At 71.2% G+C, this 13,743-nt stretch carries 21 protein-coding genes; 9 read left to right on the top strand and 12 right to left on the bottom strand.

From position 1 onward, the window contains the following. Window positions 1-101 precede the first annotated feature (101 nt). The 9 genes from P9K36_RS14340 to P9K36_RS14380 all read right to left on the bottom strand — a co-directional run bounded on the left by P9K36_RS14340 (window position 102) and on the right by P9K36_RS14380 (window position 3,771). Window positions 102-944 (bottom strand): HIRAN domain-containing protein, encoded by an 843-nt coding sequence (locus tag P9K36_RS14340; protein WP_278307175.1) that lies wholly within the window; start codon window positions 942-944, stop codon window positions 102-104. Continuing rightward, window positions 934-1,158, bottom strand: coding sequence for a hypothetical protein (locus P9K36_RS14345; RefSeq protein ID WP_278307176.1), 225 nt, complete (start codon window positions 1,156-1,158; stop codon window positions 934-936). The genes P9K36_RS14340 and P9K36_RS14345 overlap by 11 nt, the downstream gene beginning before the upstream one ends. Beyond that, the gene (locus P9K36_RS14350; RefSeq protein WP_278307177.1) at window positions 1,151-1,393 is read right to left on the bottom strand and encodes a hypothetical protein; all 243 of its coding nucleotides are present in this window, start codon (window positions 1,391-1,393) and stop codon (window positions 1,151-1,153) included. Before P9K36_RS14350 ends, P9K36_RS14345 begins: the two co-directional genes overlap by 8 nt. Continuing rightward, complete coding sequence (locus P9K36_RS14355) at window positions 1,393-2,046, bottom strand: hypothetical protein (RefSeq protein WP_278307178.1); 654 nt, start codon at window positions 2,044-2,046, stop codon at window positions 1,393-1,395. Before P9K36_RS14355 ends, P9K36_RS14350 begins: the two co-directional genes overlap by 1 nt. 67 nt (window positions 2,047-2,113) lie before the next feature. Then, entirely contained in the window at window positions 2,114-2,434 is a 321-nt protein-coding gene (locus P9K36_RS14360) for a hypothetical protein (RefSeq protein WP_278307179.1), read from the bottom strand. 11 nt (window positions 2,435-2,445) lie between these two features. Further along, complete coding sequence (locus P9K36_RS14365) at window positions 2,446-2,967, bottom strand: hypothetical protein (RefSeq protein ID WP_278307180.1); 522 nt, start codon at window positions 2,965-2,967, stop codon at window positions 2,446-2,448. Continuing rightward, on the bottom strand, window positions 2,964-3,167 hold the full coding sequence (locus tag P9K36_RS14370; protein WP_278307181.1) for a hypothetical protein: 204 nt from the start codon (window positions 3,165-3,167) through the stop codon (window positions 2,964-2,966). Before P9K36_RS14370 ends, P9K36_RS14365 begins: the two co-directional genes overlap by 4 nt. Continuing rightward, window positions 3,164-3,421 carry a hypothetical protein gene (locus tag P9K36_RS14375; protein ID WP_278307182.1) on the bottom strand — a complete coding sequence of 86 codons (258 nt, stop codon included), beginning with the start codon at window positions 3,419-3,421 and terminating at the stop codon, window positions 3,164-3,166. Before P9K36_RS14375 ends, P9K36_RS14370 begins: the two co-directional genes overlap by 4 nt. Continuing rightward, window positions 3,418-3,771: a hypothetical protein gene (locus P9K36_RS14380; RefSeq protein WP_278307183.1), complete on the bottom strand. Its 354-nt coding sequence runs from the start codon at window positions 3,769-3,771 to the stop codon at window positions 3,418-3,420. The genes P9K36_RS14375 and P9K36_RS14380 overlap by 4 nt, the downstream gene beginning before the upstream one ends. Before the next feature lie 286 nt (window positions 3,772-4,057). Here P9K36_RS14380 and P9K36_RS14385 point away from each other — a divergent pair, with 286 nt between their 5' ends. Then, window positions 4,058-4,963: a hypothetical protein gene (locus P9K36_RS14385; RefSeq protein WP_278307184.1), complete on the top strand. Its 906-nt coding sequence runs from the start codon at window positions 4,058-4,060 to the stop codon at window positions 4,961-4,963. Window positions 4,964-5,018: 55 nt separating this feature from the next. Then, on the top strand, window positions 5,019-5,597 hold the full coding sequence (locus P9K36_RS14390; RefSeq protein ID WP_278307185.1) for a hypothetical protein: 579 nt from the start codon (window positions 5,019-5,021) through the stop codon (window positions 5,595-5,597). 154 nt (window positions 5,598-5,751) lie between these two features. Here P9K36_RS14390 and P9K36_RS14395 read toward each other — a convergent pair whose 3' ends face one another. After that, window positions 5,752-6,036 (bottom strand): hypothetical protein, encoded by a 285-nt coding sequence (locus P9K36_RS14395; RefSeq protein ID WP_278307186.1) that lies wholly within the window; start codon window positions 6,034-6,036, stop codon window positions 5,752-5,754. A 439-nt stretch (window positions 6,037-6,475) separates the two neighbouring features. Here P9K36_RS14395 and P9K36_RS14400 point away from each other — a divergent pair, with 439 nt between their 5' ends. From P9K36_RS14400 to P9K36_RS14415, 4 genes are all read left to right on the top strand, one after another. Continuing rightward, window positions 6,476-6,964: a sigma-70 family RNA polymerase sigma factor gene (locus P9K36_RS14400; protein WP_278307187.1), complete on the top strand. Its 489-nt coding sequence runs from the start codon at window positions 6,476-6,478 to the stop codon at window positions 6,962-6,964. Continuing rightward, window positions 6,961-7,668: an anti-sigma factor gene (locus tag P9K36_RS14405; RefSeq protein WP_278307188.1), complete on the top strand. Its 708-nt coding sequence runs from the start codon at window positions 6,961-6,963 to the stop codon at window positions 7,666-7,668. The genes P9K36_RS14400 and P9K36_RS14405 overlap by 4 nt, the downstream gene beginning before the upstream one ends. Before the next feature lie 120 nt (window positions 7,669-7,788). Next, complete coding sequence (locus P9K36_RS14410; protein ID WP_278307189.1) at window positions 7,789-9,000, top strand: molybdopterin-dependent oxidoreductase; 1,212 nt, start codon at window positions 7,789-7,791, stop codon at window positions 8,998-9,000. Between the two features lie 13 nt (window positions 9,001-9,013). After that, complete coding sequence (locus tag P9K36_RS14415; RefSeq protein ID WP_043347276.1) at window positions 9,014-9,334, top strand: cytochrome c; 321 nt, start codon at window positions 9,014-9,016, stop codon at window positions 9,332-9,334. A 40-nt stretch (window positions 9,335-9,374) separates the two neighbouring features. Here the strand turns inward: P9K36_RS14415 and P9K36_RS14420 are convergent, their stop codons facing one another. Together P9K36_RS14420 and P9K36_RS14425 are read right to left on the bottom strand one after the other, a co-directional pair. Beyond that, complete coding sequence (locus tag P9K36_RS14420) at window positions 9,375-10,814, bottom strand: YncE family protein (RefSeq protein ID WP_278307190.1); 1,440 nt, start codon at window positions 10,812-10,814, stop codon at window positions 9,375-9,377. 48 nt (window positions 10,815-10,862) lie between these two features. Then, window positions 10,863-11,261, bottom strand: a complete 399-nt coding sequence (locus P9K36_RS14425) for a DUF305 domain-containing protein (RefSeq protein ID WP_278307191.1) — start codon at window positions 11,259-11,261, stop codon at window positions 10,863-10,865. Between the two features lie 196 nt (window positions 11,262-11,457). Here P9K36_RS14425 and P9K36_RS14430 point away from each other — a divergent pair, with 196 nt between their 5' ends. From P9K36_RS14430 to P9K36_RS14440, 3 genes are all read left to right on the top strand, one after another. After that, window positions 11,458-11,967 (top strand): sigma-70 family RNA polymerase sigma factor, encoded by a 510-nt coding sequence (locus P9K36_RS14430; protein WP_278307192.1) that lies wholly within the window; start codon window positions 11,458-11,460, stop codon window positions 11,965-11,967. After that, window positions 11,964-12,761, top strand: coding sequence for an anti-sigma factor (locus tag P9K36_RS14435; RefSeq protein WP_278307193.1), 798 nt, complete (start codon window positions 11,964-11,966; stop codon window positions 12,759-12,761). The genes P9K36_RS14430 and P9K36_RS14435 overlap by 4 nt, the downstream gene beginning before the upstream one ends. An 84-nt stretch (window positions 12,762-12,845) precedes the next feature. Next, window positions 12,846-13,730 (top strand): LysR family transcriptional regulator, encoded by an 885-nt coding sequence (locus P9K36_RS14440; protein ID WP_278307194.1) that lies wholly within the window; start codon window positions 12,846-12,848, stop codon window positions 13,728-13,730. The last annotated feature ends 13 nt before the right edge of the window (window positions 13,731-13,743 follow it).

The following is a 13,743-nucleotide window of genomic DNA, read 5'->3' on the forward strand; positions in this document are numbered from 1 at the left end:
GTCTGAATCGACGTCGACTCCTCGGCCGGCAAATTCGACCGGAATGACTCAGCTCGCGGTAACCCTGGGCGCCGGGTTTTGCTGGCGCCCAGGTCTCCGGATCACCGGAGCGAGTACCGCGTCCGGGGCGCGGCCGCCCAAGCCTCCATCGCCGCCACGAGCTCGGGCGTGAACTCGACGTTGGCGGCGTCGCAGTGCCATCCCCGGTAGTGCAGCCGGGGCTCGACGCCGGCGGCGCGGGCGAGACGGAACGCCGTGCTCCGCGAGCAGCCGAGGGCTGACTGGATTGCGTAGACGCTTCGAACAGAGCCGACCGGCGGCGGCTCGAACTCGATGGGGAGCTTGGCGAAGACGTTCACGGCCTGCTGCAAACGCGCGGTTCGCCGGTCCCCCTGCTCGCGGGCGAAGGCCTGCCCGCGCTCACGGGACGGCCGGTCCTCGCGGATCACGCGGGAATGCTCCTCCCACTCCCACGCCGAGAACGCGGACTCCTGCACCCGGCGGATGTGCCTGCCGTGGAGCGCCTCCACCGCGGGCCCGACGAGCAGGGCCCGGGCGGACCAGGCCTCGCCGTCCCCGCCGTGCGCCACGTACGCCCGGAGCGCGACGCCGGCATCGAGCGGTCCGGCCACCGCGGCCGCGACGAGGCGGGGCAGGTGCCCGAGCCTGATGCCATTCCGCCACCACACCTCGACCGCGTTCGGGTCGTGCGGGTTCTCGGGCTCGCGCACGAGGGAGAGGCGGTCGCCCGCGGCAGGGATCAGGGGCTCGCCCGTCAGCTCGTCGATGCCGGCGTAGTCGTAGAACTGCAGGCCAGCGACAGTGGTGTCGAGCCACGGCTCCCCGCGCCGCAGGGCCTCGATCTCGACGCCGGCGTCGGTGCCCTCCCATCCATCGAGGTTCGGGAGCAGGTCGGGGGAGACGGCCTGGATCTCAGCGCCCATCGCCGTCCTCCTGGTCCATGCCGTCGATGGCGCGGGCGAGCTCGCGCAGGTGGCTGCCCACCGGCTCGACCGGCCGTGCGAGCGGGGATGCCGACACTGCCTTGCAGGCGCCGCGCACGACCGCCCGGGCCTCAGGCTTGCGCAGCTTCGGCTCGTGCCGGGTGACGCCGTCGACGACGACGGACCCGGGCGGCAGCGGGGGGCGCTCAGACATCGAGGGGATCCTCCCGGGGCGGATTGACGGGCTCCAGCACGCCGCCGGCGTGAGCGACGTAGGCGATGACGAGGAAGACAAGCCCGGCGGCGAGGGCCCACTCGGACAGGACGAACGCCGCAAGGGCGAGCGTGCCGGCGTGCCCCATGAGGGCGAACAGGATCGTCGTGAGGAAGGCCGCCGTCACGAGAGTCGCGCCGACGGTGCCGCATGTGATCGCGAGGAAGGCGCGCATCAGGCGGTCTCCCCTGGGGGGGTGGTGAGGCCGCACATGCGCAGCGCCTTCACCAGGTCTTCGATGTCGGCGCGGCGGCAGGTGGCGTTGATCCGCTCCTGCCCGAGATTGATGACGATCTCCTGCGCGCCTTCGCGCCCGCACAGCGACCTGATCGTGCAGACATGGTCGTCCGGCTTTGGCTCGTCCGGCACGGGCACGCTCACCGGCGGCACTTCGACCTCGTCCATGGCGACGAGGCGCAGCCTCCTCTTGAGGCGCTGGTCGAACAGCGCCCAGACGTTGCCCTCGGGCCCGTCCGGGGAGGCGTCGCCGAGGGCCATCGCGACGACCTCGGCCGACGGTGCCGGCCCGCGGATGAGCCGGATGGCGTTCAGGTAGAGCTGGTGCCGGAGGGCCCTGGTGGCGCCCTCAGGGACGCGGGTCTCGACCTTGCCGCCGTCGCCCTTAGTGATCCGGACGACGCGCTCCCGGAGAGCCTCCTTCGGCAGGATCACGAACCCGGCGTCTTCGATCCCCTGCAGCAGGCCGGAGACGGCCTCGACAGGGAGGAAACGCGCCTTGAGCGCCGGCGTCGCGCCGAGCTCGTGAGCGTCGCGGAGGGAGTCGTAGAGCGCCTCGCCGAGGGCGCTGGGGATGTTGAGGACAGGCATCGCGTGATCCTTCCATGTCGGGCTGCTGCGGGATGCGGCGCCACTCCCCCGGCGCCAGGGGGATATGTCAGGGCCTTGGGCCGAGGATGCCGGCGACGAGCGCGGCCGCGGCCCGGACGCCGGCATCGCCCTCCGCCCGGACGGCGAGGACCTGAATGCGGGCGGGCGGCTCAACGGTGTGGATGTCGCCGCACTCGTCCCGGCGCAGGCCGAGCGCTGCGAGGATCGGCGGGGAGATCCTGTTGCGGCCGAGGAGCGACCTCGACACGAGATTCGGCGCCGCCCGGGGCAGGACGCCCTGTAGTCCCTGGGCGAAGGGGATCTGGCCGCCCGCGGCGGCAACGGCGGCAGCGAGGCGGATGCGGGCCTGGCGCTCGGTCAGTCTCATTGTCGGTCTCCTCACCAGGGGATGGCGTCGTCTGCGGGATCGATGGGGGGCGGCGGCGGGGGCGGCCGGTACCCGGGCAGGGGCTGCACCGGGGGGAGCGGCGGCCGGATGGGCGGATGCCGATACACGGGCACCGGCTCGGGTAGCTCTGGCGGTCCCTCGTCCGCCGGCGCCGGGCGCTTGAGCCCCGCCAGCCTGGGGGGTGCTGACGGCCTCGGCGCGGGGGCCGGTGCGGGGGACGGGACGCGGACCATCGGCGGGCGCGGCGCGGGAATGGGGGCCGGCGCGGGAATGGGGGCCGGCGGCGGGACGGGCTCCTCGGCCGCCGACGGCTGCATGCCGTCCACAAGCGCGATGACGCCGGCACGCATGGCCTGCACGACCTGGTCCTCGACCGTGCGGACGAGGGCGGCGATGGGATGGCTCTCGTCGCCGGCGGCGGCCGCGAGCGCGGCTGCACGGGCATCGATGAGGCGCTGCCGGAGGGCGGCGCCCTTGAGGCCATCGAGGCCTTCGAGGAGGGGATGGCTCACGGGCGGGTCTCCTCTACGACGATCCAGCGGGGTCCCGTGCACCGAACGCGGCCGGCCTTGCGGAGGCGCTGCAGGGACGCGGACACCTGGTGGATCTCCAGGCCGAGCGCGGGCGCGAGGTGCATCGGGAGCGAGCTCGGCGGCCCGGCCTGGAGGGCGGCGAGGACGGCGGCGTCCCGGGCCTGAGAGGCGGCGCTCACAGGCATCCCCTGACGAGCGCCCTGTTGATGCCGAGGCCCTGCAAAATTTTCGCTCCGGGCGGCCGGCGGCCGGACAGGACGTCCGCGAGGTAGCCGGGGCCCACGCCGTGGCGGCGGGCCCAGCCGGCGGCGGAGCCCTGGCGCTCGATAGCCGCGCGGAGCTCAACCAGCACGGCTTCCGGCGGGACGACCTGCGCGGCCTCCTCGCGGCTGAGGGCCGCGGCGTCGTACGAATTGTCAGGGTGCCAGCTCACGCGCAGGCCCCCCTCAGCGCGGCCCTGCCGACGGGATCCGTCGGCAGGCCGAGGTAGCGAGCCCGGTTCTGCAGCGCCGGCGACGTAACGCCCAGCGCGGCGGCGGCCGCCCGCAGGGACAGGGGGCCCTGGATCGCCGCGGCGACGGCGGCGTCCGACATCCGCTGGCGCTCAGGGCGCCGCGTGCGGGGATGCCACGGCCGGATCTCGACGCCGGCGATGCGGGCCCAACGGTGAGCCGTGTGGTGCGTCACGCCTAGCCGGCGGGCCACGGCGCCGACGCCGACCGTCGCCGCGACGACGCGCCGGACATCGGGCACCGTCACGCCCGAGCCGACTTGCCTATACATCTGCATTGCCGTCCTCCGAATCCCCGCGCGATGCCGCGCTTCTGTATTTGAGCACGTTCGTCGTTTGACGAAAGGGGCTTGGAGCCACAAAGTTAACGGAACCAAAGTTGAACGGTGTTCAAAAATCTGTCGCTGCAGAGGGCATGTACGTATGAACACGTACTCGTACGGGACGATTGCTTTTCAAAATTGACGCCAAGACAGAAAATGTCCTTGCCGGCGCCGGTGCGGGTGCTAGCATTCGTCATGTGCCGAATGACGGCACGATGGTCAGAGCGAGGATGCGATGCCGTACGAGACCAGGACGACGAGGCAGTGGCAGGGGCCGCCGCAGGGGCTGGGGCTGACGTGGAGGCCGGCGCCGCGTGAGCTCCGAGTTTCGGGCGAGCTCAAAGCCCTCTGGACGGCGACGGAGCCCAGCCAGGATTACGACGACGCGCTCGCCAGCCAAGAGGGGCGGCGCCTGCGTACCGTCGGCTACAGCTACGACCGTCTCAGCGGTCTGCCGTGCTTCTGGGAGAGCGCCCACCTCGACCGCGCCGGCGCGCAGGTTCTCGTCAATACGGCCCGCAACGGCCTGCAGGCGCACCGCGAGAAGGTCGCCCGGCAGCGCGCTGAAGCGGCCGAGCGCGAGGCGCGGGAGGCTGCCGACCGGGAGCGCCAGGCGGCCGAGGACCTCGTCAACGCGCGCCGGGCAATCGCGGCGGCGGAGGAGTCGCTCAGACTGCATCCGTGGGCCTGGGCCCTGGCGGACGACGTCGCTCGCGCCCGCCGGCTCATCGCTATCCCGCCGGACCAGATCGAGCGCCGGCTCGTGTGGTCGCTCGAAATGTACGTCGAGCGGGCCGCGGCCAACGTCACCCGGGCGATGGCCGCGATGACTGCCATCTACGAGCCCGAAGCCGAACGCGCTGCCATCCCCGATGTCCAGGCCGCGGCCTTGGAGGGCTGCCGGCTCCTGAGCGCGCGCGATGCCGACCGCGCCAGCATCAACAATCGCTTGGGCTGGGGTCGGACGACAACTGTGAAGGGGCACATCCTCGCGGGCCACGAGACGCTCGACACCGTGCTCGCGAGCCACGCGCTGCGGGCCCTGCGCACCCATCGCCGGCAGCTCCCCCCGGACCTCGACCAGCGCTTGTTCGGCCTCAACGCCGAAGCCTGGATCGCGGCCAGCGCGGACGCGGCGTGATTGTGGCTTGCCCAGGCGGGGCGATCATGGGGCTCCACCTCATCATGGAGCCCCGATGCGTTTCCTCGCTCGCCTCGCCGCCGTCATCGCCGCCGTCGCCCTCGCCCCCGTCGCCATGGTCTGGGACGGGGCGCGCTGGATCCGCCGTCTTGTCGCCCGCCCCGATCCCGTCCTGCCCACCGCGGTCGCGGCCGAGGACTACCTCGACGCCGCGGCGGACGCTCCCTCCGCCCCGGTACCCAAGGGGATCCGCGCCTGTCATCCCGTCGGCATGGCCCTCGTTCTCCACGCCCGGCATCTCACCGCCGGCGGGGATCCCGTCGACCTCACCGGCCTGCCGGCGGACGTCGCGACGTGGCTGCACTCGCTCTCGCCTGACGAGCTCGCCGTCCTCGCCCGCACGATGCCCCACGAGGCCCAGGCCCTGGCCGCCGGCACGGCACATGTCCCCGGCCTGCAGGGCCCCCACGAGGTGGACGTGTCCGAGGCCCTGGGGACGCATCCACAGGAGGATGCGGACATGTCCGCGCCGGCGTTCTCCTGGCCCTACAGGGGCGCCCCGGGTGACACGGCCATGGCGAATCTCCTTGCGCACGTCGAAGCCCTACGCGTGCGGCAGGTCCGGGTCGCCTGAGCCACAAATCCCCCTCGGAACGACGAAGCCCGCCGCGGTCGCCCCGGCGGGCTTTTTCATGTCGGCCTACGTGCGGCCCCTGTGCGCCCACCGCGGGCCGCAAATAGGCGTACTGGGCAAGCCGCAAGCGAAATCGTCAGGGATGCCGACGATTTCAGGCGCGACGGGCGGGCAGGCGAGCCTCGGCCTTGAGGGCGCGGATCCGCAGGCCGGCGACCTCCGCCCGGGCGGCGGCAAGCTGGCGCTGCGAGTCGGCCTCACGGGCCTTGCTCGCCAGAAGGGCCTGGCCGAGCCGGTGGACGGCGGCCTCGGAGCGGGCCTCAGCGCGGTCCCACGCGGCCTGCTCGCGAGCGGCGCGGATGCCGGCGTCCATGGCCAGCAGGGCGCCTCCCAGGCCGGCGGAAACACCGTCGTGGAGAATCTGTCCGTGGTTCTGCATGGCCACCTCCGTCGCTATGAGGAGGCCTATGGATTCAGCTCGCTGGCTCGGCGTCCAGCTGATCGTCGTTCCACGATTAACCATTCCCTGGGCGGGGGATACCGAGTGACGCGTCCGAAGGCCTGCTGGGACCTGGACGCCCAGCCCTCCCGTTACTTCCCCGATGGGGAACTGAAATCCGAGTGGACGCGGCGCATAGATCTAAGAGGGTGCAGAAGCGGACGTTCTGCTGTGCGCCCATCCCGGTCATACAACCGCATCCTCACGATGCCTGAAAGCAGACGCGCAAGCTTGGCATCGATTGTTCGGCAGCAGCAACGCTTCGATCAGCACTGCTGTAATGTGAGGCCTTCGGCCATCCACGGTCACCGACGAACGTTGCGAGTCGGTGTGCTATGTATAGTTGTGCTATGGAGTGCGGGGAGGATAACACCTCAGAATGCGGTCCATCGGTCAGCACCTCGTCGACGCATGGCCGCGCCTGTATCTCTACGCGTTGACCCTGACGCGCGAGCCTGACGCCGCACGTGACCTGATGCAGCAGAGCGCTCTCAAGGCGCTCTCCACGCGGACGACTCCCCGTGAGCCTCGGGCGGCGCGCGCCTACCTGTTCCAGATCGTGCGCCACGCCTGGATCGACCGGATCCGCCGTTCCCGCATCCGCAACGAGGACGATCTCCTCGATTGGCCCGACGAGGGGTTCGACGACCGCCTGATCGAGGCCATCGCCGTGCGCCAAGCCTTCACCGCCCTCGATACACCCTGCCGATCTGTCGTGACCTGCGTGGATGTCGAAGGCCTGAGCTACCGGGAGACCGCCGAACGGCTCGGTATTCCCATCGGCACGGTCATGAGCCGGCTGCACAGGGCGAGGAGGATCATGCTGCACCGGATCGCCGGGTCATCCGATGGGAGTGAGGTGTCGTGATACGCTGGGAAACCCTCAATGCCTATGTCGATGGGGAGCTCGATGCGCAGAGCCGGCACGAGGTCGCGGGGTCGCTGGCCCGGGACCCGGTCCTGGCCGCGCGGGTCGCGACCCTGACCCGGCTGAAGCAGGGCGTGAAGGCGGCGGTCGTGCGGCCCCGGCGCGCCCCGATCGCCCGCGCCTCCCTCGGATGGGCCTGCGCCGCGGCCTTGGCCGTCCTCGTCGGCGCCGGGTGGCTGGTGATGGCGTCCCGGCCCCCGGCCGACCCCGCGCGCGCCGCCTTCGCCGCCTGGAGCGCGGCGGGCTCGCCCGCGAATGACGTGCGGCTCGCGGGCGGCTTCCCTGGCTTCCCCCTCGATCTCGGGGCGGCCGGCTTCCGCTTGGTTTACCTGTCCCCGGACGACGGTCCAGCCGGTCGCCTCGCCGGGTACGAGGGGCGCCATGGCTGTCGGCTGGCCCTCTGGAGCGGACCGGCGCCTGCCCAGGTCGGCCTCGCAATCGCGAAAGGCAGCCGCGACATGCGATCGGCCCGCTGGGACAGCGAGGGGCGTCACTACGTCCTCCTGTCCGAGACGGTGCCGACCGAGCGGTTCGCCCTGCTGGCCGAGGCGGCCGTGCTGCTCACCGCGCCGGACATGACCGACCGCCTGCGCATCGCCCTGGACCGGGCCACCGGCCTCCCGGAGCGCCCCTGCGCCGGGTGAGTGGAGACGACGGAATTTATTTCGATCCGCCGCGAATAGACCGGGGGCGACGTGCGTCTCCTCCTCCGCACAGCTCGGGCTCGGTCACCGGAGCCACGCGCGGACGGGGAGGACTTTCGGATGTTCGATAGACGGGATCTCATCAGGCGCGCGGGCCTCACGGCCCTGGCGGGACTCGGCGGCGGCAGCTTCGCTCCGCTGCGGGCGCTCGCGGGAGACACGGCCGCGCTGCCCTTCGGCAACGGCGAACGGCCCCTGGTGGCCTATCCGGGCAAGCGCCCTCTGCTCCAGATGACCGCGCGCCCGCCGCAGCTTGAGACTCCGTTCCCGGTGTTCGACGAGGGCGCGATCACGCCCAACGACGCGTTCTTCGTCCGCTACCACCTCGCCGACATCCCAACCGAGATCGATCCCGAGACCTACCGGGTCGCGATCAAGGGGCATGTCGAGAGGGAGATCTCGCTCTCGCTCGCCGACTTGAAGGCCATGCCGACGACGGAGATCGTCGCGGTCAACCAATGCTCGGGCAACTCTCGCGGCTTCTTCGAGCCGCGCATGGCCGGGGGGCAGCTCGCCAACGGTGCCATGGGTTGCGCCCGCTGGACCGGCGTGCCGCTCAAGGCGGTGCTCGACAAGGCCGGGGTGAAGGCGGGCGCCGTCGAGGTCGCCTTCACCGGCCTCGACGGCCCGGTGATCCCGGAAACGCCGGACTTCGCCAAGTCGCTCAAGCTCGACCACGCCCGCGACGGGCAGGTGATGCTCGCCTGGGGCATGAACGGGCAGGACCTGCCCTGGCTCAACGGCTATCCGCTGCGCCTCGTCGTGCCTGGCTTCTACGGCACCTATTGGGTCAAGCACCTGGAGAGCATCAGCGTGCTCGACAAGCCCTTCGACGGCTTCTGGATGCAAAAGGCCTATCGCATCCCCGACAACGACTGCGCCTGCACGCAACCCGGCAAGGCGGCGGACAAGACTGTGCCGATCAACCGGTTCACCGTGCGCTCCTTCCTCACCAACCTGGCCGACGGGGCGGACGTGAAGGCCGGGCGCACGCCCTTGCGCGGGATCGCCTTCGACGGGGGCTCCGGGATCAAGTCGGTGGCGGTCTCGACCGATGACGGCAAGACCTGGACGGAGGCGCAACTCGGGCAGGATTTCGGCCCCTATGCCTTCCGGCCCTGGACTCTCGGCGTGGACCTGTCGCCGGGCGCGCACGCGATCCGGGTGCGGGCCACGGGCAACGACGGGGTGAGCCAGCCGATGGAGCCGCGCTGGAACCCGGCCGGGTACCTGCGCAACGTGGTCGAAACCACCCGCGTGCGCGCGGCCTGAGGGAGTGACGAGAATGACCCGCATCACCCTCGCCCTGACGGCGGCCCTCGCGCTCGCGGCCGGCACAGCCCTCGCCGCGCCGAAATCCTACGAGGTGCCGGAGCCCACCGCGACTCTGCGGGCGCCGAAGGCCGGCACGCACGCGGAGGGCTTCGAGGCCGCTCAGGCGAACTGCCTCGTCTGCCATTCGGTGGACTACATCGCCATGCAGCCGCCGGGCAAAGGCGCGGCCTTCTGGGAGTCCGAGGTGACCAAGATGGTCAAGGTCTACCACGCGCCGATCGACGAGGCGCAGGCCAAGGCCATCGCCGCCTACCTCACCGATACCTACTGAGGCGTGCCACGGGGGGCGGCCCGACGACCGCCCCCATCCGTCAGTTGAGCGCTTGCGTCTGGACGGTCGCGCCGGTCTCGCCGGGCTTGCCTTCGACGATGATGAGGCTGCGCCGCGCGGCCTCGTTCGCGTTCTGCGTGACCTGCCGGATCGGGCCGATGGCGTTGACGATGGCCGCGCCCGCCGGGTTCGTCATGAAGGCGGCGAGAGGCTCAAGGGTCCCCGCGCCCTTCGGATCGGCCGAAAGGGCCAGGACATAGGGCTTCTTCGGCGTGAGGCCGGTCACCGCCGCTTGCAAGGTCTGCAGCACGCCCTGGTCGAACAGCGTGACTTGCGTGGCGGCCTTGCCGTCCGGCCCGGCGAGCGTCAGCGTGCTCGATTGGCCCGCCGCGCCGAGCGGCTGGAGGTTCGGCGCGCCGGCGCCCTCCGGCACCGCCTCAGGAACGTAGGCGACGCCCTGCGGCCCCTGGCCGATCGGGATCGTGGCGATGACCGCGTTGCGGCCCGTGTCGATCACCGCGACGGCATCGGCATTCTCCAGGCCGACATAGATCCGCGTTCCATCGCCCGATGGCCAGAGACCGTGGGGGAGCGCGCCGGTGGGAATGGTCGCGACCTGCGAGAAGTCGTCGGTGCGGAAGACCTTCACATGGTTCAGGCCGCCGATCGTCACGTAGGCGAACTGCCCGGCCTTCGTGCGCGCGATGTTGACGTGGTTGGTGATCGGGCCCGTCTCGATGGTCTTGAGAGCCTTGAAGGGCGGCGTGGCCTCGAACACCTGGACGCGGCCGACGTCCTTGAGGGTAAACCACACCTGCTTGCCATCGGGCGTCGCCGCGATGTCGGGGCAGAACGGGCTCTCCTGCTTGATCCGCCCGACGATCTCGCGGCTCTTCACGTCGATGGCGACCGTCTCGGGGCTGAAGCTGGAGCAGACGTAGCCGTAACGCCCGTCGGGCGAGAAGATCGTCATGCCCGGCCCGTTCGGCACCGTGATCCGGCCCGTCTCCTTGCCGGTCCCCGCATCGAGGATCGCGACGTAGTCCTCGCCCCGCACACTCACCCAGACCTCGCGACCGTCCGGCGTGAAGAACGCCTCGTGCGGTGAACGGCCGACATAGGTCGTGTGGCGCACCGTGTTGGTGGCGGTGTCGATGAAGCTGACCGAATTCGAGCCGATCGAGACGGCGAGCAGGGTCTTGCGGTCGGGAGAGAAGCCCATCCCATGGACGAGAAGCTGGCCGCGATAGAGCGGGCTCAGGTTGGCGGGCGTCGTGTCGCCGAGGCGGATCACACCGAGGAGTTTGTTGGCGGCGGGATCGATCACCGAGACCGTGTTGGAGAACTGGTCCGAGGTATAGAACCGGTCGCGGGGGCCGACCGGCACGTCCGGCGCCGAGGCGGCCCCGGGCGCCTGACCCGCGAGGGCGGTTCCGCCGAGGTGGGCGAGCAGCAGGGCCGCCGGAATGACGTGTCGCATCGTAAGGTCTCTTCGCGCTGACAAGTGGGAAGGTGAGCGGCGATCCGCTCAGTGATGGTGATGGGCCGGCATCCGCTGCGGCGTGGCTTGCGCGACCGGCCGCTCGGCCAGGGCGCGGCGCATGACCTCGATCTCCTGCGCCTGCTCGACGATGATGCCCTGCGCCAGCCGGCGCAGGACCGGATCGCGGCCATAGGCGAGTTCGGCCTTCGCCATCTCGATCGCGCCCTGATGGTGTGGGATCATCATCGCGGCGAAGTCCTGGTCGGGGTCGCCGGACGGCGCCACCGCCATATCCGCGTGCATCCGCGCCATCGATTGGGCCATCATCGCATCGAAGCCGTCGGGAGCGGTCTGCGCATGCCCGGCGCGCATCATCATGCCGCCACTCAGGACGCCTCCAGCCATGAGCAGGGTGATGAGGATTGCCGTTGGTGCTCCGCGCATGATGTCTCCCACAGGGTCGAGGTCACGTGGGAAAGATGCAGGCGGGGCCGGGATATTCCCCGCCGCATCGTCGTGAACCGATCACGGATGCGTGATCGGAATTCGAGGTCGAATCCCGGAATAAATCGGGCGCTTCCGGCATCTCTCGTCTGGGTGGTGGCGTGCGCACTGCCATCGACCCGATCCGGAGACCGCCTTGGACGATCTCGCCGTCCTGATCGAACCGCAGATACCGGCCCTGCGCCGCTATGCGACCGCGCTGCTGCGTCAGCGCGAGGCGGCCGACGACCTCGTCCAGGACACGCTGGAAAGGGCGATCCGTGCATGGCCGCAGCGCCGCGAGGGCGACCTGCGCGCGTGGCTGTTCGCGATCCTGCGCAACCGCTACCTCGAAGGCGTACGCCGCCGCCGGGGCATTGAAGTCGGCGTGGAGGCGCTGGACACGATCACCGACGCGGGGACCGATCCCGAAGCGGCCTTGGGCGCGCGGGACGTGCTCAATGGGATCGCCGCGCTGCCGGAGGAACAGCGATCCGTCCTGCTCCTCGTCGCGGTCGAGGACATGTCCTATGCCGAGGTCGCCGCCGTGCTCGCGGTCCCCGTCGGCACGGTAATGTCGCGCCTCAGCCGGGCGCGGGGGCGGATGCGCGCCTTTCTCGATCTGGCCCCCACGATCGTCACCGGGCATCTGCGGAGGGTGAAATGACCGCGTCCGACCCGCGTCCCATCGGCGAGGACGATCTGCACGCCTTCGTGGATGGACGGCTCGATCCGGGCCGCCGTGCCGGCGTCGAGGCGTGGCTCGCCGCGCATCCGGAGGCAGCTGCCCGGGTCGCCGCCGATCGGGAGGTGCGGGACCGCCTGCGGGCGCGGCTCGCGCCCGTGGCGGAGGAGCCGATCCCTGCCCGCCTTCGCATCGCGAACCTTGCGACCCCGCACCGGATGCGCATCTCGCGCTGGTGGACGAACGTGGCGGCGGCGGCGCTCCTGCTCGCCCTCGGCGGCGCATCCGGGTGGGTCGGGCGCGGCTCCGTGCCGGGTCCAGGCGCCCCCACCGAACCGATGACGCAGGCGGCCGTCTCCGCCTTCCGCACCTACGTGGTCGAGGCCGCCCATCCGGTCGAGGTCCGCGCCGATGGCTCATCCGACCTCGTGCAATGGCTCACCGCGCGACTGGGACGGCCCGTCACAGTGCCGGACCTGCGGACGCAGGGTTTCCGGCTGATGGGCGGTCGCCTGCTCCCCGCCGGAGACGAGCCGGCGGCCATGCTGATGTACGATGACGACCGGGGCACCCGTTTGACCCTCTACAGCCGGGCCGGGCCGTCCGGTGGGCGCGGCGTGTTTCGCTATGCCCGCGCGGACGACGTGGCGGCCTTCTCGTGGATCGACGCGGGCATGTCCTACGTGGTGACCGCCCGCACGGACGAAGCGCGGCTGCTCCGGGTCGCCCAGGCGGTCGATACGCAGGTCTCGGGCCAACGCGAAGGCGCGCGGTGACGCGCGCGTCCAGTGTGCATAGAGACGCGACGGTTCCGCCTTACCTCCCCTCGTCAGCCCAGGCCCTTCTAAGCCCGAGACGCCATGACCCTCGACCAGTTGCGGATCTTCGTGGCGGTGGCCGAACGCCAGCATGTCACCCGGGCGGCCGAGGCGTTGAATCTCGTCCAGTCGGCGGTCAGTGCCGCCATCAACGCGCTGGAGACCCGGCACGCCGTCAAGCTGTTCCACAGGGTCGGCCGTGGCATCGAACTGACCGAGGCAGGAAGCGTCTTTCTCGGTGAAGCTCGCGCCGTGCTCGCCCGCGCCCAGGCGGCCGAACTGGTGCTGGCGGACCTCAGCGGCCTGCGGCGCGGCACATTGACCATCCAGGCGAGCCAGACCATCGCCAGCCACTGGCTCCCCCTGCATCTCGTCGCCTTCCGGGCGGCCTACCCGGACATCGTCCTGCGTCTCGGCATCGGGAACACTGCGGAGGCGGCCGAAGCGGTGCGGGCGGGGACGGCGGAACTCGCTTTCGTGGAAGGCGCGATCGACGACGCCAGCCTGGGGAGCACGCCGATCGCCGAGGACCGGCTGGTGCTCGTGGTCTCGGCCGGCCACCCCCTGGCCGGATGCGCACGGCCGGAACCAGCCGACCTCGCTTCGGCCTCCTGGGTGCTGCGGGAGCCCGGATCGGGCACGCGCTCCGCCTTCGAGGCGGCGCTCGTTGCTTTGGGCATCGCGCCGGATACCCTCGCCGTCGCCCTGGAACTGCCGTCGAACGAGGCCGTCCTCGCCGCCGTCGTCGCGGGGGCCGGCGCGAGCGTGCTCTCCGAAGCGGTCGTCGGGCCCTCGCTGCGAACCGGCGCACTCGTCGCCGTGCCCCTCGCCCTGCCGACGCGGACCTTCCAGGTCCTGCGCCACAAGGAGCGTTACCGCAGTCGCGCCGCCGACGCACTGCTCGCCCTAATTCACGCCGCCCCCTGACCGGCTGCGCGAC

This window comes from Methylobacterium sp. 391_Methyba4, assembly GCF_029691625.1.
In the GTDB taxonomy this organism is placed as follows: domain Bacteria; phylum Pseudomonadota; class Alphaproteobacteria; order Rhizobiales; family Beijerinckiaceae; genus Methylobacterium; species Methylobacterium fujisawaense.